23 protein-coding genes are annotated in these 22,963 nt (G+C 60.8%); 12 read left to right on the top strand and 11 right to left on the bottom strand.

What is annotated here, in order from left to right; all coding sequences use genetic code 11:
- Positions 1–6 precede the first annotated feature (6 nt).
- From lptF to HU722_RS07255, 3 genes are all read right to left on the bottom strand, one after another.
- Positions 7–792 (bottom strand): lipotoxin F family OmpA-related lipoprotein LptF, encoded by a 786-nt coding sequence (lptF, locus tag HU722_RS07245; RefSeq protein ID WP_065872473.1) that lies wholly within the window; start codon positions 790–792, stop codon positions 7–9.
- A gap of 55 nt (positions 793–847) precedes the next feature.
- On the bottom strand, positions 848–1,258 hold the full coding sequence (locus HU722_RS07250; protein WP_175402981.1) for a DUF4398 domain-containing protein: 411 nt from the start codon (positions 1,256–1,258) through the stop codon (positions 848–850).
- Between the two features lie 297 nt (positions 1,259–1,555).
- Positions 1,556–1,900, bottom strand: coding sequence for a pilin assembly protein (locus HU722_RS07255; RefSeq protein ID WP_065872471.1), 345 nt, complete (start codon positions 1,898–1,900; stop codon positions 1,556–1,558).
- A gap of 184 nt (positions 1,901–2,084) precedes the next feature.
- On the opposite strand from HU722_RS07255, the gene ppc reads away from it, so the two are divergent.
- From ppc to HU722_RS07290, 7 genes are all read left to right on the top strand, one after another.
- Positions 2,085–4,712, top strand: a complete 2,628-nt coding sequence (ppc, locus tag HU722_RS07260) for a phosphoenolpyruvate carboxylase (RefSeq protein WP_186752299.1) — start codon at positions 2,085–2,087, stop codon at positions 4,710–4,712.
- Between the two features lie 293 nt (positions 4,713–5,005).
- The gene (adk, locus tag HU722_RS07265) at positions 5,006–5,653 is read left to right on the top strand and encodes an adenylate kinase (protein ID WP_186752298.1); all 648 of its coding nucleotides are present in this window, start codon (positions 5,006–5,008) and stop codon (positions 5,651–5,653) included.
- Between the two features lie 90 nt (positions 5,654–5,743).
- Positions 5,744–6,430 carry a tRNA (adenosine(37)-N6)-threonylcarbamoyltransferase complex dimerization subunit type 1 TsaB gene (gene tsaB, locus HU722_RS07270; protein WP_186752297.1) on the top strand — a complete coding sequence of 229 codons (687 nt, stop codon included), beginning with the start codon at positions 5,744–5,746 and terminating at the stop codon, positions 6,428–6,430.
- Positions 6,431–6,590: 160 nt separating this feature from the next.
- Complete coding sequence (locus HU722_RS07275; RefSeq protein WP_049709694.1) at positions 6,591–6,893, top strand: hypothetical protein; 303 nt, start codon at positions 6,591–6,593, stop codon at positions 6,891–6,893.
- Complete coding sequence (locus HU722_RS07280; RefSeq protein ID WP_065872468.1) at positions 6,893–7,753, top strand: DUF72 domain-containing protein; 861 nt, start codon at positions 6,893–6,895, stop codon at positions 7,751–7,753. The genes HU722_RS07275 and HU722_RS07280 overlap by 1 nt, the downstream gene beginning before the upstream one ends.
- A gap of 27 nt (positions 7,754–7,780) precedes the next feature.
- A complete protein-coding gene (locus HU722_RS07285) occupies positions 7,781–8,608 on the top strand; it encodes an isocitrate lyase/PEP mutase family protein (RefSeq protein WP_065872467.1) in 828 nt (275 codons plus the stop codon).
- A 3-nt stretch (positions 8,609–8,611) separates the two neighbouring features.
- Positions 8,612–9,310: an extensin-like domain-containing protein gene (locus HU722_RS07290; RefSeq protein WP_065880086.1), complete on the top strand. Its 699-nt coding sequence runs from the start codon at positions 8,612–8,614 to the stop codon at positions 9,308–9,310.
- 3 nt (positions 9,311–9,313) lie between these two features.
- On the opposite strand, the gene HU722_RS07295 is transcribed toward HU722_RS07290, so the two are convergent.
- Positions 9,314–9,934, bottom strand: a complete 621-nt coding sequence (locus HU722_RS07295; RefSeq protein WP_065872465.1) for an energy transducer TonB — start codon at positions 9,932–9,934, stop codon at positions 9,314–9,316.
- A gap of 96 nt (positions 9,935–10,030) precedes the next feature.
- On the opposite strand from HU722_RS07295, the gene HU722_RS07300 reads away from it, so the two are divergent.
- Positions 10,031–10,813 carry a class I SAM-dependent methyltransferase gene (locus HU722_RS07300; RefSeq protein ID WP_065872464.1) on the top strand — a complete coding sequence of 261 codons (783 nt, stop codon included), beginning with the start codon at positions 10,031–10,033 and terminating at the stop codon, positions 10,811–10,813.
- Between the two features lie 43 nt (positions 10,814–10,856).
- Here HU722_RS07300 and HU722_RS07305 read toward each other — a convergent pair whose 3' ends face one another.
- The gene (locus tag HU722_RS07305) at positions 10,857–11,492 is read right to left on the bottom strand and encodes a TetR/AcrR family transcriptional regulator (protein WP_065872463.1); all 636 of its coding nucleotides are present in this window, start codon (positions 11,490–11,492) and stop codon (positions 10,857–10,859) included.
- A gap of 93 nt (positions 11,493–11,585) precedes the next feature.
- Between HU722_RS07305 and HU722_RS07310 the strand changes: the two genes are divergently transcribed.
- The 3 genes from HU722_RS07310 to HU722_RS07320 all read left to right on the top strand — a co-directional run bounded on the left by HU722_RS07310 (position 11,586) and on the right by HU722_RS07320 (position 16,118).
- Positions 11,586–12,686, top strand: a complete 1,101-nt coding sequence (locus HU722_RS07310) for an efflux RND transporter periplasmic adaptor subunit (RefSeq protein ID WP_065880084.1) — start codon at positions 11,586–11,588, stop codon at positions 12,684–12,686.
- 6 nt (positions 12,687–12,692) lie between these two features.
- Positions 12,693–15,758, top strand: a complete 3,066-nt coding sequence (locus HU722_RS07315; protein ID WP_186752296.1) for an efflux RND transporter permease subunit — start codon at positions 12,693–12,695, stop codon at positions 15,756–15,758.
- Between the two features lie 153 nt (positions 15,759–15,911).
- Positions 15,912–16,118 carry a hypothetical protein gene (locus HU722_RS07320; RefSeq protein WP_065880083.1) on the top strand — a complete coding sequence of 69 codons (207 nt, stop codon included), beginning with the start codon at positions 15,912–15,914 and terminating at the stop codon, positions 16,116–16,118.
- A 66-nt stretch (positions 16,119–16,184) separates the two neighbouring features.
- Here HU722_RS07320 and HU722_RS07325 read toward each other — a convergent pair whose 3' ends face one another.
- From HU722_RS07325 to plsB, 3 genes are read right to left on the bottom strand one after another with little or no spacing between them, the layout of a single operon-like run.
- Complete coding sequence (locus tag HU722_RS07325; RefSeq protein ID WP_049713406.1) at positions 16,185–16,874, bottom strand: DUF4197 domain-containing protein; 690 nt, start codon at positions 16,872–16,874, stop codon at positions 16,185–16,187.
- 25 nt (positions 16,875–16,899) lie between these two features.
- Positions 16,900–17,301: a YbaY family lipoprotein gene (locus HU722_RS07330; protein WP_065880082.1), complete on the bottom strand. Its 402-nt coding sequence runs from the start codon at positions 17,299–17,301 to the stop codon at positions 16,900–16,902.
- Between the two features lie 51 nt (positions 17,302–17,352).
- On the bottom strand, positions 17,353–19,872 hold the full coding sequence (plsB, locus tag HU722_RS07335) for a glycerol-3-phosphate 1-O-acyltransferase PlsB (protein WP_065880081.1): 2,520 nt from the start codon (positions 19,870–19,872) through the stop codon (positions 17,353–17,355).
- Positions 19,873–20,054: 182 nt separating this feature from the next.
- On the opposite strand from plsB, the gene HU722_RS07340 reads away from it, so the two are divergent.
- The gene (locus HU722_RS07340) at positions 20,055–20,264 is read left to right on the top strand and encodes a cold-shock protein (RefSeq protein WP_032891681.1); all 210 of its coding nucleotides are present in this window, start codon (positions 20,055–20,057) and stop codon (positions 20,262–20,264) included.
- A 138-nt stretch (positions 20,265–20,402) separates the two neighbouring features.
- On the opposite strand, the gene HU722_RS07345 is transcribed toward HU722_RS07340, so the two are convergent.
- Genes HU722_RS07345 through dapE form a run of 3 tightly spaced genes read right to left on the bottom strand, consistent with a single transcriptional unit; the run spans position 20,403 to position 22,789 of the window.
- The gene (locus HU722_RS07345) at positions 20,403–20,780 is read right to left on the bottom strand and encodes a hypothetical protein (RefSeq protein ID WP_065872457.1); all 378 of its coding nucleotides are present in this window, start codon (positions 20,778–20,780) and stop codon (positions 20,403–20,405) included.
- A gap of 48 nt (positions 20,781–20,828) precedes the next feature.
- On the bottom strand, positions 20,829–21,638 hold the full coding sequence (locus tag HU722_RS07350; RefSeq protein ID WP_065872456.1) for a putative RNA methyltransferase: 810 nt from the start codon (positions 21,636–21,638) through the stop codon (positions 20,829–20,831).
- Complete coding sequence (gene dapE / locus HU722_RS07355; RefSeq protein WP_065872455.1) at positions 21,638–22,789, bottom strand: succinyl-diaminopimelate desuccinylase; 1,152 nt, start codon at positions 22,787–22,789, stop codon at positions 21,638–21,640. The genes HU722_RS07350 and dapE overlap by 1 nt, the downstream gene beginning before the upstream one ends.
- Positions 22,790–22,963 lie beyond the last annotated feature (174 nt).

Consider the following 22,963-nt stretch of genomic DNA (forward strand, 5'->3'; position numbering starts at 1 on the left):
AATCAATCAGTTAGCAACGGAAGACCGTGGCTTGACCGGTTGGTTGTCGTTGGAGATGGTCACTTCAACGCGGCGGTTCATGGCACGGCCCGACACGCTGGTGTTGTCGGCAACCGGGTATTCCTTGCCATAGCCTTGAGTCACGATGCGCGAGATGTCCACGCCTTGCTGAGCCAGTGCGCGTTGCACGGAGGCTGCACGGCGCTCCGACAGGCTCTGGTTGTACGAGTCGGAACCGGTGCTGTCGGTGTAGCCTTCGACGATCACCTTACGGTCCGGGTTGTCGCGCAGGAACTGAGCCAGCTTGGTGATGTTAACCAGGCCGCTGGATTTCAGATCAGATTTGTTGGTGGCGAACAGCACGTCACCGAAGGTCACCAGGGTGCCGCGATCGGTCTGCTTGGCGTTCAAGCTGTCTTGCAGCTGCTTGATCTGCGCATCACGAGCATCCAGCAAAGCGCGAGCGCGTTCGTCGCCGGCGTTTTTCAGCTTGGCTTCGGATTCGCGCAGCACGATGGTGTCTTTGGCCACTTCAACACGCTGGTTGGTCAGGTAGGCCAGTTGGTCGACTTTCTTCTGGTCTTCGTTGTCGCGGTAAGCCTTGTCAGCCTTGTCCAGCCATTCGCTGGCGTCCTTGGTTTCCAGCGCCGCGAGCTTGGTCGCTTGCGGGTTGGTTTGCAGGGACGAGAAGTTGGTCCGTGCATTTTCCAGGTTCGCGTTCGGCGGAGTGGAGCAAGCCGCCAGTGCAACGCTCATCGCCAGCAGGGCAGGGATCATCAATTGTTTACGCATAGTCGTGTCGTCCTTTCAATTCTTTATCGGGTGCGATTCGGTCACAGGAAGCGTCTTACTTCTGCTGGATAGCAGCCGGGCGCATGCCTTCCTTACGCAACTCATCAACAGCCTTCTGGGAATCCTTCACAGCCTGTTCAGCCTTGGCAGCCTGGGATTTGCGCTCTGCAACGCGAGCGTCCCACTCGGCTTGTTCGGCCAGGCGACGGGCTTCGTCGTAATTTTTGTCGTGCATGGCAATCTCAGCTTGCTTGAGCTTGTCCTGGGCCGACTTCATTTCTACAGCCGCGTACTCGGTGCCGCCGGCGCTGACAGCGCTGTTCACCGCAGACTGGGTGACCGCATATTGCTCGGTCGGAGGGTTGCCGGCGCAGCCAGCCAAAACGAAGCTGGTGCCGATTGCCAGCGCGGCCAACTTGAGCCCGCGCAGAGGGTTAAACGAGGATTTGGCAGTGCTGGTCTTCATCGTCTTCAACTCCATTAGATAACTCCTAATAACATCAAAATCCATCTCAGGTGGTCAGCGGCGGCGGACTAGCTTTAAAGCTGCGGACGCCTATTCAAACGGCTGTTCCAAGTGATGGCTTACTCGGTGTGACCCGAGGCTTTTTTGAATAGTTCAGCAAAGATGGCGAATTGCCTAAAAATTTTTTTTGACTGATTGGTCAGGGCAAAAAGTTGGAACTTTCTGCTGCACGAACGGTATGCCGGGCTCGATAAAAGCCCGGAATACTTGGGTGAAAAGGAAGTTTTGAAGAGGGGGTCAGCGTTGCGGGTCTTCGTCGCTGGCAGACTGGTCGTGCAGAAACCGCCGCGAAAGTGACAGGAAGCGAGGGGTTGGACCGACATCTTCGTAAAGGGGGTCGCCCTCTTCGTCGGTGGCAATCACATGCTCGCCCTTGACGTACGGAAAGCTCTCTTCAAGCTCTTCCAGGGCCGCGCCGATCAACTCGCCCAGTAATTCTTCGGTCTGACGCTTGGGGTACATTTCGGCGATGGCCGCCAGCCTCGCGGCCGCCTCTACATCCAGATGAATCGCGTACTCGGTTTTGGTCAGGCGACCCTTGGCGTTCTCTTCCCAATGCTGGGCCAATTCTCGGATTTTCATGGCAACCTCAATAAAGCCTGCGTTGGCAGGCGGTGATGAGCAACCAGTCGCCTGCGTAGGTAAACGCGACGACTCAACCTTGAGACTAGCTGCAACTCACAAGGTTTAAAGTCTTGTCATAAATGGACGCTGGCGGCACTCTGGCAGACCTGCGCGTCCCGGATTTCTGGCTGGAGATTGGCTGATGAGTGATATCGATGCACGCTTGCGTGAGGATGTTCACCTGCTGGGTGAGCTGTTGGGCAACACCATTCGAGAGCAGTACGGCGATGATTTCCTCGACAAGATCGAGCAGATCCGCAAAGGCGCAAAGGCTGATCGCCGCGGCGCTGGCGATGAACTGAGTACCCGCGTGAATCAGCTGCAGGAAAACGAACTGTTGCCGGTGGCCCGTGCGTTCAATCAATTCCTCAACCTCGCCAACATCGCCGAGCAATACCAACTGATTCACCGACGCGATGAGTCGCAACCCGCGCCGTTTGAATCCCGCGTATTGCCGGAGTTGCTCGCCCGCCTGCAAAGCGAAGGCCATAGCAACGAATCCCTGGCCCGCCAGTTGGGGCGCCTGGAGATTGAACTGGTCCTCACCGCTCACCCTACGGAAGTGGCGCGCCGTACCCTGATCCAGAAATACGATGCCATTGCTGCCCAACTGGCCCTGCAGGATCACCGCGACCTCACGACCGCCGAGCGCGAGCAGATCCGCCAGCGCCTGCAACGGCTGATCGCTGAAGCCTGGCACACCGAAGAAATCCGCCGTACCCGGCCCACCCCGGTGGACGAGGCCAAGTGGGGCTTTGCGGTGATCGAGCATTCGCTGTGGCACGCCATCCCTAATTACCTGCGCAAGGCTGACCAGGCGTTGCACGCCGCCACCGGCCTGCGCCTGCCCCTGGAAGCGGCGCCGATCCGCTTTGCGTCCTGGATGGGCGGCGACCGTGACGGCAACCCGAATGTCACTGCGCCGGTCACCCGCGAAGTGTTGTTGTTGGCGCGCTGGATGGCGGCCGACTTGTACCTGCGTGATATCGATCACCTGGCCTCGGAGCTGTCGATGCAACAGGCCAGCCCGGCGTTGCAGGCCAAGGTCGGTGACAGCGTCGAGCCTTATCGCGCGTTGCTCAAGCAACTGCGCGAACGCCTGCGCGCCACGCGCCAATGGGCACACGCGGCGTTGAGCAGCAGCACCCCGGCGCCGGCCGAGGTGTTGCAGAACAACCGTGACCTGCTGGAGCCGCTGGAATTGTGCTACCAGTCGCTGCATGAGTGCGGCATGGGCGTGATCGCCGATGGCCCGCTGCTCGACTGCCTGCGTCGGGCCGTGACCTTTGGCTTATTCCTTGTACGCTTGGACGTGCGCCAGGACTCCAGTCGCCATTCGGCGGCGATGACCGAGATCACCGATTATCTGGGGCTGGGACGTTACGAAGACTGGGACGAAGACGCGCGCATCAGCTTCCTGATGAAGGAGCTGGCCAACCGTCGACCGCTATTGCCGAGTTATTTCAAACCGTCAGCCGATACCGCCGAGGTGCTTAACACTTGCAAGGAAGTCGCCGCCGCCCCGGCCGCCTCCTTGGGTTCGTATGTCATTTCCATGGCGGGCGCGGCGTCCGACGTGCTGGCAGTGCAACTGCTGCTTAAAGAGTCAGGCGTGCAACGGCCGATGCGCGTGGTGCCGCTGTTCGAAACCCTGACCGACTTGGATAACGCCGGTCCTGTGATCGAGCAACTGTTGCTGCTGCCGGGCTATCGCGCGCGTTTGCAGGGCCCGCAGGAAGTGATGATTGGCTACTCGGACTCAGCCAAGGACGCCGGCACCACCGCCGCTGCCTGGGCGCAGTACCGGGCACAGGAACGGCTGGTGGATATATGCCGCGAACAACAAGTGGAATTGCTGTTGTTCCACGGTCGTGGCGGCACGGTCGGCCGTGGCGGCGGCCCGGCGCACGCGGCGATCCTGTCGCAGCCACCGGGTTCGGTGGCGGGGCGGTTCCGTACCACTGAGCAGGGCGAGATGATTCGCTTTAAATTCGGCCTGCCGGATATCGCCGAACAGAACCTCAATCTTTACCTGGCGGCGGTACTCGAAGCCACGCTGTTGCCACCGCCGCCGCCTGAACCGGCCTGGCGCCATTTGATGGATGAATTGGCGGCAGACGGTGTCAGCGCTTACCGCGCCGTTGTGCGGGAAAATCCGCAGTTCGTTGAGTACTTCCGCCAGTCCACGCCGGAACAGGAACTGGGCCGTTTGCCATTGGGCAGTCGCCCGGCCAAGCGCCGTGCGGGCGGGATTGAAAGCCTGCGTGCGATCCCATGGATCTTCGGTTGGACCCAGACCCGCCTGATGCTGCCGGCCTGGCTTGGTTGGGAAGCGGCGCTGAGCAAGGCGCTGGAGCGCGGCGAAGGCGAACTGCTGGGGCAGATGCGTGAGCAATGGCCGTTCTTCCGTACCCGCATCGACATGCTGGAAATGGTGCTGGCCAAGGCCGATGCCGATATCGCCCGTCTGTATGACGAGCGGCTGGTGCAGCCAGACCTGCTGCCATTGGGTGCGCACCTGCGCGACCTATTGTCGCAGGCGTGCAGCGTGGTGCTTGGCCTGACCGGTCAGTCGCAACTGCTGGCCCATAGCCCTGACACCCTTGAGTTCATCCGCCTGCGCAACACCTACCTCGACCCCTTGCACTTGCTGCAAGCCGAGCTGCTGGCACGCTCGCGCCAGCAGGAAGCGGCGCAGGACAGCCCTCTGGAACAGGCGCTGCTGGTGTCTGTGGCCGGTATTGCCGCTGGTTTGCGTAACACCGGCTAAGGTTTTTTGCGTGTTCTCAATGGCTTGCAGATAAAGCACGTCGGCCGTCCTGAAAAGGGCGGCTGGCGTTTATGCGGCCGGGTTGCACTCAGGCACACCCTACCTATGACGTAAGCCGGGCACGGTTCCTGCGACTTTCGGCGGCTTGTGTGGTTAGGGCCTGCTGTGTATCTTGATCAGCCTTTGGCCGTTTTGGACGGCTGGGCTCATACAGTTACAAACCCTATTTTACGAGATTGGCCCCACGCGGCGAATCCGAGCGTCATCTCTATAAAAAATTGAGGAGCACATCAATGCGCGTCATTCTGCTGGGAGCTCCGGGGGCCGGTAAAGGTACTCAGGCAAAGTTCATCACTGAAAAATTCGGCATTCCACAAATCTCCACCGGCGACATGCTGCGTGCGGCCGTCAAGGCCGGCACCGAGCTGGGCCTGATCGCCAAGAGCGTGATGGACAGCGGTGGCCTGGTTTCTGATGACCTGATCATCAACCTGGTCAAGGAACGCATCAGCCAGGAAGACTGCAAGAACGGTTTCCTGTTCGACGGCTTCCCGCGCACCATTCCCCAGGCCGAAGCCCTGGTGAAGGCCGGCGTCGAGCTGGATGCCGTCGTCGAAATCGCGGTTGAAGACGAAGAAATCGTCCAGCGCATTGCTGGCCGTCGCGTTCACGAAGCTTCTGGCCGCGTGTACCACACCGTCTACAACCCGCCAAAGGTTGAAGGCAAGGACGATGTGACTGGCGAAGCCCTGGTGCAGCGTAAAGACGACACCGAAGAAACCGTGCGTCATCGCCTGTCGGTCTACCATTCCCAGACCAAACCGCTGGTGGATTTTTACCAGAAGCTGTCCGCCGCTAACGGCAAGCCGAAGTACAGCCACATTCCTGGCGTCGGCTCGGTTGAAGCGATCACTGCCAAAGTGCTGCAAGCACTGAGCTGATCCCTCGACTGGCTTCACGGATAACGGCCCGCTTGCGGGCCGTTGTTGTTTATACTGGCGCACTTTTTTTCGACTTGGACACCCACAACGATGAGCACCCTGCTGGCCCTGGACACCGCGACTGAAGCTTGCTCCGTTGCCTTGCTGCACAATGGCAAGGTAACGAGCCACTACGAGGTGATCCCGCGCCTGCATGCGCAGAAGCTGCTGCCAATGATCAAGCAACTGCTTGAAGACGCAGGTACTACGTTGGCTGCGGTCGATGCCATCGCCTTCGGCCGTGGCCCGGGCGCGTTTACCGGTGTGCGCATCGCCATCGGCGTGGTGCAGGGGCTGGCGTTCGCGTTGGAGCGCCCGGTGTTGCCGGTGTCCAACCTGGCGGTACTGGCGCAGCGTGCCTTGCGCGAACACGGCGCGCAGCAGGTGGCGGCCGCTATCGATGCGCGGATGGATGAAGTGTATTGGGGTTGCTATCGCGCAACGGCGGGCGAGATGCGCCTGGTGGGCGTGGAAGCAGTGCAGCCGCCGGAGTCGTCTGCGTTGCCGTTGGATGCCAGCGGTGATTGGTTCGGCGCCGGCACCGGCTGGGGGTATGGCGAACGCATTGCCGTGTCGGTGGCCGGCCAGGACGCTGCGATGTTGCCTCATGCCGAAGACTTATTGACCCTCGCGCGCTTCGCGTTCGAGCGGGGTGAAGCGATTCCGGCGGACCAGGCTGCTCCGGTTTATCTGCGCGATAAGGTTGCGCAGACTAAAGCTGAACGCGGGATTATTTGACGTCAAAAATGCTGGCACTTTGGGGCTAAATTCACCAATCGTCAGAATTTGCCCCCGCTTTTAAACCTTTTTCAAATTATGTGTTCTAGTTATCACCAGAGCATTTGCGCGTTATGGATTGCGCCACTAAAATGCCACCACCGATACCGAGTTCGCATACATGCGTATAGATGGATTTTCCTCACCGTCCTACCCCATCAAGCGTAAGCCACGCAAGGCAAACGTTACGGTAGACGAGTCCGTCGAAGATTCGCCGGACTTTATCGAAGTCCAGTCCGAAGCACAGCAAAATGCCCAGGGTTCCGCAGGCGCTCGTATCAGCGGTCTTCCAGCCCGTCAGCAAGACATGGTCTTCCCGCGCTCCATGAGCAAAAGCGTCGCCACCGCCCTGGCCAGCTACCTGACCACTGCCGGTTTTGTCGAATGGGATATGGAAGTGCTGGGCCTCGACATCCACATCTGATGCGTCTGCCTTACTACCTCGGTTGCCCATCCTGGAGCGAAAACGCTTGGCGCGAGTACCTGTACCCCGCCGATGCCCGTTCCAGCGACTACCTTGCGCTCTATTCCCAGGTCTTCAACGCGGTTGAAGGCAATACCACCTTTTATGCCCGCCCTTCAGCTGCGACGGTGCAACGCTGGGCCGAAATCATGCCTGACGATTTCCGCTTCACGGCCAAATTTCCCGGTGATATCAGCCATAGCGGCAACCTGATCGAACAACTGCCGGCGGCAGAAAGCTTTGTTGGCTTGATGAGCCCGCTGGGTGAGCGGGTATCGCCATTGTGGTTGCAGCTGCCCGCGACGTTCACGCCGCAGCGTCTGGGTGAGTTGGCAGGTTTTATTGATGGGCTCGAGCGTCCGATGGCTGTCGAGGTGCGGCACCTTGAGTTTTTCGCCAAGGGAGATGCCGAGCGCCGGCTCAACCGTTTGTTGCGTGATCGCGGGGTCGAGCGGGTCTGCCTTGACCCGCGCGCTTTGTTCAGTTGCACGTCCACCTCGGCGGCCGTGCTGCACGCGCAATCCAAGAAGCCCAAGGTGCCACCGCGTCCGGCGGCGCTGACGCAGTTTCCCCAAGTGCGTTTTATCGGCCATCCCGAATTGGAAGCCAATGACCCGTTCCTGGTCCCCTGGGTGGAGAAAGTTGCCGGTTGGATTGAAGAAGGCCGCACGCCCTACGTGTTCCTGCACACCTCGGACAACCGCCTCGCCGCGCAATTGGCGCTGCGGTTTCACGACCAGTTGAGGGTGCGCCTGCCTGGCCTGCCAGCGCTGGCAACCCTGGATCGAGCTCCCGTAGCGGAGCAACTGGGGTTACTCTAGGGCACCTTTTTCCGCCTGGAGCCAGACATGGATGCCCAAACCCTTCGCGCCGAAACCTTCAAGGCCTTGCATGAGCGCGACCGTGCGTTTGTGATGCCCAACCCGTGGGATGCAGGTTCCGCTGTGATGCTCGCCAGCCTGGGGTTTGAGGCGCTGGCCACCACCAGTGCGGGGTATGCGTTCAGCCTGGGGCGCCCGGATGCGGAAGGGGCGCTGTCCCTGGATGACACGTTGATCAACGCCAGTATGATCGTCAAAGCCACCGCGTTGCCGGTGGCGGCCGATCTGGAAAACGGCTTCAGTGACACCCCCGAAGGTTGCGCCCAGACGATCCTGCGTGCCGCGGCCACGGGTATCGTTGGCGGTTCCATCGAGGATGCCACCGGTATTGCCGCCGACCCGATCTATCCCTTCGACCTTTCCGTCGAGCGCGTGGAAGCTGCCGTTGCCGCCGCGCGCAGCCTGCCATTCCCCTTCACCCTGACTGCCCGCGCGGAAAACCTCCTGCATGGTCGTCTGGATTTGCCTGACACCATCCGCCGCCTGCAAGCCTACGCCGAAGCCGGTGCCGACGTGCTGTATGCCCCAGCCCTGCGCACTGCCGAGGAAGTGCTGGCGGTGGTCAAGGCGGTCGCGCCCAAGCCGGTGAATGTGTTGATGTCCGGCGGCTTGAACCTCAGCGTGGCGCAGTTGAGCGAGATGGGCGTGCGGCGTATCAGCGTCGGCTCGGCGCTGGCGTTGGCCGCCTATGGTGAGTTCTACCGCGCGGCCCAGGAAGTCTATGAGCTGGGCACGTTCACCTTCACCGACCGCAAAATGCCGTTCAGTCAGGCCAACCAGTTCTTTAAGGACTAAGCGGTGCGTTTCTTCAAAGTTATCGGCGTACTGCTGGTTCTGGGCGGGGTGTTTGCCGTCGGTGTCTGGCGTGGCTGGGTGCCGTTGCCGGCTGAGTGGAACCCCTGGGCGCCGTTGGATGTGCGCGCCAGCCCCAACTTTTTGACGCGTTATAAATTGGGACGTCTGCAGGATGATCCGGCGCTGTGCGACAAAGTGCTGGAAACCTCCGGCCTGCGCGTCAGCCATCAGGCCGATACGCCCGCCGACGCCGCCTGCCCTTTGCGCAATACCTTGCGTGTGCAGGGCGCTGCGGTTGGGCTAAGCAGTAGCTTTCTCGCCAGTTGCCCACTCGCGGTCGCGTTCGCCTTGTTTGAGCGGCACAGCTTGCAGCCTGCGGCGCAGGCGGTGTTTGGCCAGGCGGTGACGCGGGTCGATCACCTGGGCAGCTTCGCCTGCCGCAACATGTATAACCGCGCTGAAGGGCGTCTCAGCCAGCATGCCTCCGCCAATGCGCTGGACATTGCCGGCTTTCGCCTGGCGGATGGACGTAGCATCAGTGTGCTCAAGGATTGGCCGGGGGAGGGCGCTGATGCACGGTTCCTGCGTCAGGTGCGCGACAGTGCCTGCGATGATTTCAATGTGGTACTGAGCCCGGACTACAACGCCGCGCACCGCAACCATTTCCATCTGGACATGGGGCGTTGGTGGGTGTGTCGCTAGGGTTTAAGCGGCCAGACGCAGGTTGTTGGCGATCAGCGGGCGTGCCCAGTAGTAATCGAAGTCCAGGGCCTTTTGTTGCGCGACCAGTTCTTCGGTAGGGTACGGCGTGGCGGCCGGTGGCAGCAGGTCCAGCTCGAATTCGGCAATGGGCAGGTGCAGTGGGCGTGGTTCCGGCGCAGGGCCTGGCTCCGGCAGCGGCTGGCCGGCGGTCAGCACGATCGGGCGTACCCAGCCACTTTCGAAATTCTGCTGGCGTTGCTGGGCGACGATTTCTTCGTCCGGGAACGGCTCGGCGGCGGGTGGCAGCAGTTCGGTTTCGAACTCGGCGATCGGCAGGAACAGCGGCTCAGGAGGGGCGATCTCGGTGTCTTTCACGTCACACTCACGCTGGGTGAGGATCTGCGACAACAGGTCGGCGCCGGCGTTGGGTTCTACCGCTGGGTCCGCAGGTGCAGGCGCCTGGACCGCCAGCGCGCCAGGCGTATCGCCGAGCTGCTCGGCCAATGCCCGGGCGAAGAAGTCCTGCCACACATGACTCACCCCGGCCAGCGCTTGAGTATTGCGCAGGCCGTAGTGGTTATGGGTCGGCAGTACACCGATGGTTAGGGGAAGAATGTCTGACATTTTTCTCGGTCGACGCTCAGCTCTGGCAAAATACCTGACTGTTGTTTTTATCGGCCGGTTTTGGCCGATCCTTAATATTTTTGAGCGTAGCGATTGATGAGCGAACAACCAGCGGCCAGCCGCATCAGGGTCGAGGCCTTGGGCGAAGGTTTCAAGGACCGTGCCGAGCAGTGGGCTTCACTGCTGGGTTTGCCGTTACACCTGGCGGATGCGGACTTTGCCCTGCAGTTCGGGGAGCATGGCCTACAGCTACAACAACTTGGGCCTGACGCGCCTGGGCCGGTGCGGGTGGACTTTGTCGAGGGCGGCGCGGCGCATCGACGGCTGTACGGCGGTGGCAGCGGGCAGATGATTGCCAAGGCCGTGGGGGTCGCCCAAGGCGTACGCCCGCGGGTGCTGGACGCCACGGCGGGCCTGGGTAAGGACGCCTTCGTGCTTGCCAGCCTGGGCTGCGAAATGAGCCTGATCGAGCGCCAGCCGCTGATCGGCGCCCTGCTCGAAGATGGCCTGGCGCGCGGCGCGGATGATTTTGAGGTGGCGCCGATCGTGGCGCGTATGAAGTTGCTCAAGGGCAACTCCATTGACGTGATGCGCAACTGGGAAGGCGAGCCACCCCAGGTGATCTACCTCGACCCGATGTTCCCGCACCGTGAGAAGACGGCATTGGTGAAGAAGGAAATGCGCCTGTTCCGCCCGCTGGTGGGCGATGATCCGGACGCACCGGCGCTACTGGCCGCTGCCCTGGCCCTGGCCAGCCACCGCGTGGTGGTCAAGCGTCCGCGCAAGGCGCCGTGCATTGAAGGGCCGAAGCCGAGCCATGCGCTGGATGGTAAGTCCAGCCGGTATGATATTTACCCCAAGAAAGCGCTAAAGGCCTGACTCTTCATTGAGTCTTAGGGCCTCATAGCGGCAGCACAAGGCTTCAGGGTCGATAAGCCCGCATAAACAACCCCACCACTTCCTGCACATGTGCTTCGGCGGCTTCTTCGCTCAGTTGCCCGCCGCAGCCATACAGCAGGCAAAAATTCGCCGTGCCCTTGAGCAGGCAAAAAAAGTGCTCGGCTGCCGTGAAGGGTTTATCGATGCTCAGGGCGCCGCCCTGGTCGATCTTGCCGAGCAGGCGCTCCATGCCTTGCAGCATGCGCATGGGGCCGGCCTCGAAGAAGATCTGCGAGAGTTTCACGTCCTGGCTGCCGGTGGTCATCATCAGGCGATGCAGGTTTATCGACTCTTCGCTGTTGATCAGGCGATGGAACCCCCGCGCGATGTTCAACAACACAGTCTCCACAGGCACGCCTTCGGGCAGCTCGAAGTACATCACCGGCAGCTGTTCCTCGCACTTGGCCACCACGGCGGCGGTGAACAGGGTCTCTTTGTCATTGAAGTGGCTGTAGACGGTCAGTTTTGAAACGCCGGCCTCGAGGGCCACGGCATCCATGCTGGTGCTGGCGTAACCATTACTCAAAAACAGGAATTTCGCTGCTTCGAGAATAGCCTGGCGTTTTGCCATGTCCTTGGGGCGCCCGGGGCTATTGGTGTTTACAGGATTGTCGGACATTTTCACCTTTAATACTGGACTGGCGAGTTTGGTATTAATAACATACCGGCCAGTATAATTATTCTTAGCTTCATTTGCGAAAGGTCCTACAGCATGCGCAGCACTTTCCTGCCCTTTGCGTTGCCTGTCAGTCTGGTGTTCTTGTTGGCTGCCTGCGGCCATGAAGAAGCGGTCCAGACCACCATCCGCCCGGCCATGGTGGTGCAGCCACTGCCTTCGTCGCAGTCGATGGACAGTTACCCCGGCGAAGTGCGCGCGCGCTATGAGCCAGACCTGGCATTCCGCATCGGCGGCAAGATCAGCAAGCGTCTGGTGGAGGAGGGCGAGCGAGTCAAGGCCAACCAACCGCTGGCAGAGCTCGACCCACAGGACGTGCGCCTGCAACTGGAAGCCACCCGTGCCCAGGTTGCCGCCGCCGAGGCCAACCTGAGCCTGGTACGTGCCGAGCGCGACCGCTACAAGACCCTGATGGACCGTCAGATGGTCAGCCGTTCCCAGTACGACAATTCCGAAAACCTCTATCGTTCCGGTGTTGCCCGCCTCAAGCAGATCAAGGCTGAGTTCGACGTGGCCAGCAACCAGGCCGGCTATGCCGTGCTGCGTGCGCCACAGGACGGTGTGGTCGCCAAGCGCGCAGTGGAAGTTGGGCAAGTGGTGTCCGCCGGCCAGACCGTGTTCACCCTCGCCACCGATGGCGAGCGCGAAGTGCTGATCAGCTTGCCGGAGCAGGGTTTTGGCCGTTTCAAGCTTGGCCAGCCGGTCTCGGTGGAGCTGTGGAGCCAGCCCGATCAACGCTTCACCGGGCGTATTCGTGAGCTGTCACCGGCGGCCGATCCGAAGTCGCGTACGTTCGCGGCCCGCGTGGCGTTCACTGGCGGCAAGGTGCCGGCCGAGCTTGGCCAAAGCGCCCGGGTTTTCATACAGGCCGATGGTGTTATTCCGTTGTCGGTGCCGCTGTCGGCCCTCAGTGCGGAGAACGGTGAGTCCTACGTCTGGCGTGTGCAGCCCGACAATACGCTCAAGCGCACGCCGGTACGCATCGGCGCCTTTGGTGAAAAAACCGTCCCGGTACTGGAAGGCCTGACCCCGACCGATTGGGTAATCGCCGCGGGAGTCCATGTGCTCCACGAGGGCCAGCAAGTGCGCCCGGTGGATCGTGCCAACCGTGTGGTGAATCTGGCGGCCAAGGAGTAGTCCCCGATGGGTTTCAATCTTTCCGAATGGGCGCTGCGTAATCGCCAGATCGTACTGTTCCTGATGATCCTGCTGGCGGTGGTTGGCACCTTGTCCTACTCCAAGCTGGGACAAAGTGAAGACCCGCCGTTCACCTTCAAGGCCATGGTGATCAAGACCAACTGGCCGGGGGCCACGGCCCAGGAAGTTTCGCGGCAAGTCACCGAGCGCATCGAGAAAAAACTCATGGAGACGGGTGAGTACGAGCGCATCGTCTCCTTCTCGCGGCCCGGCGAATCCCAGGTCACTTTCATTGCCCGTGATTCCATGCATTCGGCGCAGATCCCCGACCTGTGGTACCAGGTGCGCAAGAAGATCAGCGACATCCGCCAGACCTTGCCACCGGATATCCAAGGGCCGTTTTTCAACGATGAGTTCGGCACCACCTTTGGCAATATCTACGCGCTGACCGGTGATGGTTTTGACTACGCCGTGCTTAAGGACTATGCCGACCGCATCCAGATTCAACTGCAGCGGGTGGCGGATGTGGGCAAGGTCGAGCTGCTCGGCCTGCAGGATGAAAAGATCTGGATCGAACTGTCCAACCTCAAGCTGGCCACGCTCGGCCTGCCATTGGCGGCGGTGCAGCAGGCATTGCAGGAGCAAAATGCGGTGTCCACTGCGGGCTTCTTTGAAACCCCTAGCGAGCGCGTGCAACTGCGGGTGTCGGGCAACTTCAAGAGCGTGGAAGAGATCCGTAACTTCCCGATTCGCGTGGGTGACCGCACCTTCCGCATCGGCGATGTAGCCGACATCCACCGCGGCTTCAACGACCCACCGGCACCGCGTATGCGCTTCATGGGCGCAGATGCCATTGGCCTGGCCGTGGCCATGCGTGACGGCGGCGATATTCTGGTACTGGGCAAAGCTTTGGAGAGCGAATTCTCACGCCTGCAGAAGAACCTTCCGGCAGGCATGGAACTGCGCAAGGTGTCGGACCAACCGGCGGCGGTGAAAACCAGCGTCGGGGAATTCGTGCAGGTGCTGGCCGAAGCGCTGGCTATTGTGTTGCTGGTGAGCTTCTTTTCCCTTGGCGTGCGCACGGGCATGGTGGTGGCCCTGGCGATTCCACTGGTGCTGGCGATGACCTTTGCCACCATGTATTACCTCGGCATCGGCCTGCACAAGATTTCCCTCGGTGCCCTGGTACTGGCCTTGGGTTTGCTGGTGGATGACGCGATCATCGCGGTAGAAATGATGGCGATCAAAATGGAGCAGGGCTACGACCGGCTCAAGGCCGCCAGCTTTGCCTGGACCAGCACCGCATTCCCGATGCTCACCGGTACGCTGATCACGGCGGCGGGCTTCCTGCCGATCGCCACGGCGCAATCGAGCACCGGCGAATACACCCGTTCGATTTTCCAGGTGGTGACCATTGCGTTGCTCGCCTCGTGGGTGGCTGCCGTGGTGTTTGTGCCCTACCTGGGGGAAAAACTCCTGCCTGACCTAGCGAAGATTCACGCAGCCAAGCACGGCACCGATGGCCCTGATCCCTACGGCACGCCGTTCTATCAGCGTGTAAGGCGATTGGTGGAATGGTGTGTGCGTCGGCGCAAGACCGTGATCGTACTGACCCTGTTGTTGTTTATCGGCTCGGTGGGGTTGTTCCGTTTTGTGCCTCAACAGTTCTTCCCAGCCTCTGGCCGACTGGAGCTGATGGTCGACCTGAAGCTGGCCGAAGGTGCCTCTTTGAGCAACACCGCTGATCAGGTCAAACGCCTGGAGGCGCTGCTCAAGCAGCACGAAAGCATCGACAATTACGTGGCCTATGTCGGTACCGGTTCGCCGCGCTTTTACTTGCCTCTGGATCAGCAACTGCCGGCCGCCAGCTTCGCGCAGTTTGTGGTGCTGGCCAGAACCATTGAAGAACGTGAAAGCCTGCGCACCTGGCTGATCGAAACCCTCAACGAACAATTCCCGGACCTGCGCTCACGGGTCACACGCCTGGAAAACGGCCCGCCCGTGGGCTACCCGGTGCAGTTCCGCGTGACCGGCGAGCACATCGAAGAAGTCCGCGCCCTGGCACGCAAAGTCGCAGCCAAGGTTCGCGAAAATACCCACGTGGTCAACGTGCACCTGGACTGGGAAGAGCCGAGCAAGATCGTCTACCTCAATATCGACCAGGACCGCGCCCGTGCCCTTGGCGTGAGCACGGCCAACTTGTCGAAATTCCTGCAGAGTTCGTTGACCGGTTCCAGCGTCAGTCAATACCGGGAGGACAACGAGTTGATCGAGATCCTCCTGCGCGGCACGGTGCATGAACGCACCGAGCTGTCATTGCTGCCAAGCCTGGCGGTGCCCACCGATAACGGTAAAAGTGTAGCGCTGTCGCAAATCGCTACCCTCGAATACGGCTTCGAAGAAGGCATTATCTGGCACCGCAACCGTCTGCCGACGGTGACCATCCGCGCCGACATCTATGGCAAGGAGCAGCCGGCGACATTGGTCCAACAGATCTTGCCAACCCTTGCAGGCGTGCGTGCCGAACTGCCGGATGGCTACCTGCTGGACGTCGGCGGTACGGTCGAGGACTCGGCCCGTGGCCAGAACTCGGTCAAGGCCGGCGTGCCGCTGTTTATCGTGGTGGTACTGACCCTGCTGATGCTGCAACTGCGCAGCTTCTCGCGCACGGCCATGGTGTTTCTGACAGCGCCGCTGGGGTTGATCGGTGTGACGTTATTCCTGCTGGTATTCCGCCAGCCGTTTGGCTTCGTGGCCATGCTGGGGACCATTGCACTGTCCGGGATGATTATGCGGAACTCAGTGATCCTGGTCGATCAGATCGAACAGGACATCAAGGCGGGCCTGGCACCCTGGCAGGCGATCATCGAAGCCACCGTGCGACGTTTCCGCCCGATTGTGCTGACAGCCCTGGCGGCCGTGCTGGCAATGATTCCACTGTCACGCAGTGTGTTCTTCGGACCAATGGCCGTGGCGATCATGGGCGGCTTGATCGTGGCGACGGCGTTGACGTTGTTGTTTTTGCCGGCGTTGTACGCGGCGTGGTTCCGAGTCAAACCACAGTCCGTGTAAAAGTTTGTCGTAGGGTTTTTCACAAAGGCAATACGGAGGCGGGAACGTTTCAGAGACGCGGGCCACACATGAATTACCTGATTGCCAGGTCTTCTACCAGCAGGCTCCATACCTGCTGGTAGAAGCTTAAATCTGATGATTCAAGGAGTGTTTATGAAAATTGATATCAATGTCAGCGCTTTCAAACCCGCCTGCAGCAGCAACCCATGCGGGCCTGGCAAGCCTGAACCTGCCAAGCCCAGTGACCCTTGCAAAGAGGCTTGCAAGCCCCGCAAGGGTTTCGCGATAGGCTTTGGTGTCATGCCCTTGGGGGCGATCGCTTTTGGCGGTCTTGGTCTTGGTTTAGGGAAGATCTTCTAATCACACGAGGACTTCTTGGTTCCGGGCAGGTGAGCCCCCCACACCTGCCCGGATTCATGTGCGGCTTTACAGTGCGCCGAAGACTTTCTTCGCCAGGCTGGTCGCGGCAGCTGCAGGGTTCTCGCGAATGGTTTCTTCCTGCTTGGCAATCATCTTGAACAACCCATCCAGCGCCTGCTCGGTCACGTAGTTTTCGACGTTGGCGCTCTTGGCGTCCACTGCGCCAAAGGCCGCAGCCTTGCCGGCCAGGGCGTTGTACTGTTGGGCCACGCCGACCTTGTCGGTAGCCGCCTTGACGATCGGCAGGAACTTGGCGCGAATTTGTTCGCGGCTGCTTTTGTTCAGGTACTGGGTTGCCGAGTCCTGACCCCCACTGAGAATGCCCTTGGCGTCAGTCACGCTCATGTTTTTCACGGCGTTGACCAGGATCGGTTGGGCCTGGGTCACGGCGGTTTCGGCGGCCTTGTTCATGCTGGTTTCCAGCTGAGTGACTTGATCACCCATGCCGAACATTTTCAGTTTGTCGGCGACTTTGCCCAACTTGCCCGGCAGGCCGATCTTCACTTCGGGGTTATCGCTGAAACCACCGGGGACGCCCAGTTGCTTCACGGCGATCTGCGCGCCTTGGGTCAGTGCATCCTTGAGGCCACCGGCGGCGTCGCCTTGGGACAGGCTGCCAAGATCCAGGGCCATGGCATTGGCACCGAGCAGCAAGCCGGCACACAGGGCAGTAAAACGAAGGGAGTTACGGAGCATGGACGCTTCCTTATGATGTTCGAATTCAGTGGGCGACAGCATCAACCCGCAGACGCAACGGTTGTGGGTCCTGGCCGTTGAGCTGCACAGAATGCCGTTCGGTGGTGATAAACAGTAGCTTGCCATCCAGCTCGATGCGAGCGCTCACCGAGTAACTGTGGCCAGGTTTGACTTGCGCCGGGTCGTAGCTCAGGTGAAAGGGTAGCGGCACTTGGCCTTTGACCGGGCCTTTCTGTTCGGCCAGGGTGACGGCCGGGGCGTCCATCAGCGACACGTCTTGCAGGCTGACGCTCAAGGTCGCGGTCGGCGGCAGGGCGATGCGTTGCAGATAGAACACTTCGCCATCAAGGCTGGCCTTGGGGGCGGGGCTCATGGACTGGCAGGCTCCAAGCAGGGCGGTGAGACCCAGGAGAATGATCTTTTTCATGGTACAGCTCCTTTTCAACGGCGCCGGCATCCAACCGGCGCCTGTTTAAATCTAGCGGGTTTCTTCAGGTGTCGGGGCTTCGGGTTCGACGGACGCTTCGGCAGCGCCATCCACTCGATGCAGGGCCACCTGACGGATCGACAGGCGAATCTCCGCCGGCAACACCCGCTTGGCTGCGCCTTCAGCCAGCTCACCCAGCAGGTCGTGGTAGCTCAGCTTGCCGGCTTCGTCGCGACGCAGCACATCTTGCTCCAACAAGGTCTGGATGAAATGTCGGAAAAGGCTCTTGTCGAAGAATTCCGGGGCGTTGAGGCCATGCAGGATCGACAGGCGCTGGGCCATGATCGTGCACAGGTCTTCCAGCTCTTCGGCGCTGATGCTGCTCTGGCCACTGTTGAGCAGCAGCGAAATCGCCATGTAGAAGCGTTGCAAGGTCTGGGCGATGCTCTTGGACAGCAGCGTCAGCAGTACGAAGTGCCGCGAACTCGGGGCCGGGCGCAGGAACACGTCTTTCTCGAAACGCAGCAGGCCCTGTTCGACAAAAGCCTCCAGCCATTGGTCAACCACCGTGTCCAGCTCTTCCAGCGACCAGCGGATAAACAGCTCCGATTGCAGGTACGGATACAGCGCGTGGGTGTAACGCAGGATCTGGTCGCGGCTCATGCGCGAGCTGCTCTGGAAGAAACTCGCCAGCAGCGCCGGCAGGGCAAAGATGTGCAAAACGTTGTTGCGGTAGTACGTCATCAGGACGGCGTTTTGCTCGTCCAGGTACAGAATCTTACCGAGGGCGTCGCTCTGTTCCGACAGCAGGTCCATGTCCTTGACGTGCTTGATCAGTGCCAGGCCATCGCCTTCGGGCAACGTGGTGTGAGGCGAGTAGGGCACGCGGCGCAGCAGCGCCAGGTACAGGTCCAACTGGCGCGCCATGGCTTGTTCGTCGAGCGCCAGGCGCGTGGTGGACAGCAGTGCCAGCGCTACCAGGTTCACTGGGTTCACTGCCGCAGCTTCGTTCAGGTGGCGCGCCACCTGTTCGCCAAGACGGTGGGTGGTTTCGTTGAGCCAGGCTGGTTTGTAGTTCGGGCCCAGTTCCTGGGAGCGCCAATCCGGCTGTTCGCTGTCGAGGAACTCGGTCAGCTTGATCGGCTCGCCGAAGTTGACCGCGACTTGGCCAAAGCGCTGCTTGAGCGCGCCGACCACCTTGAAAATATCGAAGATCGATTCTTTCTTCTTGGTCGCGCCGCGCAGCTCGCCGAGGTAGGTGCGGCCTTCGAGCACGCGTTCGTAGCCGATGTACACCGGCACAAACACGATCGGCATACGCGAGGAGCGCAAGAAACTGCGCAGGGTAATCGCCAGCATCCCGGTCTTCGGTTGCAGCATGCGACCGGTGCGCGAGCGCCCGCCTTCGACGAAGTACTCCACCGGGAAACCCTTGGTGAACAGGGTATGCAGGTATTCGTTGAACACCGAGGTGTACAGCGGGTTGCCCTTGAAGGTGCGGCGCATGAAAAACGCACCGCCACGGCGCAGCAGGCTGCCGATGACGGGCATGTTCAGGTTGATCCCTGCGGCGATATGCGGCGGCGTCAGGCCATTTTTGAACAACAGGTAAGACAGCAACAGGTAGTCGATATGGCTGCGGTGGCAAGGTACGTAGATCACCTCGTAACCCTGGGCAACCTTTTGCACACCTTCGATGTTATTGACCTTGATGCCGTCGTAGATCTTGTTCCAGAACCAGCTCAGTACCACTTCCAGGAAGCGGATCGCGGTGTAGGTGTAGTCCGAGGCGATCTCGTTGCCGTAACGCAGGGCCTGGGCCTTGGCTTTTTCCGGGGAGATTTTTTCCCGCTCAGCCTCGTCGGCAATGGCTTGGCGTACCAGCGGCATGTTGACCAGGCCTTTCACCAGATTGCGGCGGTGGGACAGGTCAGGGCCGATCACGGCGGTCTTCAGGTTACGAAAGTGCACACGCAGGATGCGTTGGGCCATGCGCACCGTACGTTCGTGGCCTTTATTGTGCTCGATCAATTCACGCAGGTTGATTGGCGCAGAGAATTGCACACGGGTCTTGCGACCGAGGATCAGGATGCTCAAGAACCGACGCAGACGACCTGTCACCGCCCAGCTGTCGGCAAATAACAATTTCCACGGGCTGGACTCGCTCTCGGGGGATTGGCCCCAGAACACGCTGACCGGAATGATTTGTGCATTCTCTTCGGCGTGTTCGCTGAGGGTGTTGACCAGGCGGGTCAGGGTCGGCGGCGCGCCGCGCTTGTCCTGGCGGCCAAGCCAGTCGGGCTCTGGCGTGAGGTAGAAGAACGCCGCCGCTTCCATCAACGGGCCGACCGCTACCGGCAGCACCGGGCGCGGCAAGCCGGCCTTGGTGCACTCGGCGTCGACCACGGCCAATTCGCTGAGGGAAGGTGATTGCAGGACGTAGAACACCGGCCGGCTGCGGTCCAGGTTAAGGGTTAGGGACGACTGGTTGATCGTCTCCGAGCGAACCCAGAGGTACAACAGCCGGCGCAAGGTGCCAAATACCAGACGGCGAAACGGGGAGCGGGTCATACGGCTTCTGCTTTGAGTGGAAAAAACCGAGCAGACGCTCGGGCGGGTAGTGTGCCGTATTCGCCGAAAATCGGCAAAAAAGCAGCGATGTAAACTTGAGTTGATCGTTTTTGAGCCTGTCTTATACTCGGCAGTTCAATGCGAGCGACTCAACAATAAAAATGCATGTGGGAGTAAGACAGATGGCAACGCGCGAAACCGGCAATGTGAAGTGGTTCAACGATGCAAAGGGCTATGGGTTTATTCAACGCGAGGATGGCAAGGATGTGTTTGTGCACTACCGCGCCATTCGCGGTGATGGTCACCGTTCTCTGGCCGAGGGCCAGCAGGTGGAGTACGCCGTGGTGACCGGCGAGAAGGGGTTGCAGGCGGAGGATGTGGTCGGTCTATAAAGACGCTGGCTTGGTAACCTAATCAACTGTGGGAGCTGGCTTGCCTGCGATAGCATCACTGCGGTCTGACTGAATAGACCGAGGTGTCTGCATTGCAGGCAAGCCAGCTCCCACATTGATTGGGTTTGCAGGTTTAGATCAGGCCGTTTTCCAGGTGATCTGCTCTTCACCGTCTTCGCTGATACGAATCCAGGTGTCAGCGCTTTCTTCACCTTCCTCTTCAACCCAAGTCCCCGGTGCACAGCGCACTTCCACGTTCAGCGCGGCAAACGCGGCGCGGGCGCAGGCGATGTCGTCATCCCACGGGGTCTGGTCGCTTTCCAGGAACAGGCTGTTCCATTTGCCTACGGCTTTCGGTAGCCACGTTACCGGCACATCGCCGGCCTTGCACTTGTAGGTCTGACCCCGTTGGACCCAGTCGGTGCACGGGCCCAGGGCGGCGCCCAGCCAGGCGGCAATGGCCTTGTGGTCGACGTCAGCGTCCTTCAGGTAAATCTCGATATCGGGTTGGCGCATGGATGTTCCTCGTTGCGGGATTCGAAAATCCATTCGCGGAAAAGTCAGTTAGTTAAGCACGAAATAATCGTAGCGCATCGACACAGTGACCAGCAGCGGCTCGGCCGCCTCGATCACTTGCGCGCGGCGCTCGGCACTGGCGCGCCAGCCGTGGGGTGTCATGGCCAGCAGGTTAGCGCGGTCCTGGGGCTCGGCCAGGCTCAGCGTGAATGCCAGCGTCTCGCTGTGCGCCAGGCTCATGCCGTCCGGCACCAGGGCCAGATGCTTGTCGTCGGTGTATTCGCGCACTTCGTCGTACAGGCGTTCGCGCAGTTCCATCAGGTGGCCGCTGGTAGGACCGACCTTCATCAAGCCGCCGCCAGGGCTGAGCAGGCGCTTGGCCTCCTGCCAGTCCAATGGGCTGAACACGCTGGCGAGGAACTGGCAACTGGCATCGGCCAAGGGCACACGGGCCATGCTGGCGATCAACCAGGTCAGCGCCGGGTTGCGCTTGCACGCGCGCTTGACCGCTTCTTTGGAGATATCCAGCGCGTAGCCATCGGCGTGGGGCAGGGCGTCGGCAATTTGCGCGGTGTAGTAACCCTCGCCACAACCGATGTCGACCCAGCGCGCCGGGGCACGTTCAGCGGCCAGCTCGGCCAGGCGTTTGGCCACGGGAGCGTAGTGCCCGGCGTTGAGGAAGTCGCGGCGCGCTTCCACCATCGCCAGGTTATCGCCCGGGTCGCGGCTGTTCTTGTGCTGCACCGGCAACAGGTTCAAGTAACCCTGGCGCGCACGGTCGAAACGGTGCCCGGCGGGGCAAGCCACGCCATTGTCGACCGCGTTCAGCGGTGCGCTGCAAATGGGGCACGCGAGCATCAGGCGAGCAACTTGATCAGGGTCTGGTAATAGATTTCGGTCAGCACATCGAGGTCGCTGGCGAGGATGCGTTCGTTGACCTGGTGGATCGTTGCGTTGACCGGACCCAGCTCTACCACTTGAGTGCCGAGGGTCGCAATGAAGCGCCCGTCGGAGGTGCCGCCACTGGTGGACGCCTTGGTCTCACGGCCGGTGATTGCCTTGATGCTCGCGGAGACCGCATCCAGCAACGCACCCGGTTCGGTCAGGAACGGCAGGCCCGACAGCGCCCACTCCACGTGCCAGTCCAGGCCATGCTTGTCGAGAATCGCCGCAACCCGTTGCTGCAGGCCTTCCACGGTGGATTCGGTGGAGAAGCGGAAGTTGAACACCGCTGTCAGCTCACCGGGGATCACGTTGGTCGCGCCAGTGCCCGAGTTGAGGTTGGAGATCTGGAAGCTGGTCGGCGGGAAGAACGTGTTGCCGTCATCCCAATGCTCGGCGGCCAGTTCGGCCAGTGCCGGAGCGGCCAGATGGATCGGGTTTTTCGCCAGGTGCGGGTAGGCCACGTGACCTTGCACACCGCGTACGGTCAGGGTGGCGCCGAGGGAGCCACGACGGCCGTTCTTGACCACATCGCCCACCAGTGTGGTGCTTGACGGTTCACCGACGATGCACCAGTCCAGGCGCTCCTTGCGCGCGGCCAGGCGTTCGATTACCGCCTTGGTGCCGTGGTGCGCGGGGCCTTCTTCATCGCTGGTGATCAGGAAAGCGACCGAACCCTTGTGGTCAGGGTAATCGGTGACGAAACGTTCAGCCGCCACCAACATGGCTGCCAGGCTGCCTTTCATGTCCGCCGCGCCACGTCCGCAGAGCATGCCGTTTTCGTCGATCAGCGCGTCGAACGGGTCGTTCTGCCACGCCTGCACCGGGCCGGTCGGCACCACGTCGGTATGGCCGGCAAAGCACAGCACCGGGCCGTCATGCTTGCCGTGAGTGGCCCAGAAATTGTCCACGTCTTCGATGCGCATCGGTTCCAGCGCAAAACCGGCGTCGCCCAGGCGCTGCATCATCAGCTTCTGGCAATCGGCGTCGATCGGCGTCACCGAGGGGCGACGGATCAGGTCGATGGCAAGTTGAAGGGTCGGCGAAAGGTCGGCATGGGCCGTCATGGGGGAAACTCCGGAAAGCGTGTAATAGGCGCTGGACGAATGTGGACTTGAAGCAGCGCAGATCCAATGTGGGAGCTGGTTTGCCTGCGATAGCATCGCCACGGTGTACCTGCCAGACCGTGGCGTCTGCATCGCAGGCAAGCCAGCTCCCACAGAGAGCAGGGTCTAGGCCAA

Source organism: Pseudomonas tritici, assembly GCF_014268275.3.
GTDB classification, from domain to species: domain Bacteria; phylum Pseudomonadota; class Gammaproteobacteria; order Pseudomonadales; family Pseudomonadaceae; genus Aquipseudomonas; species Aquipseudomonas tritici.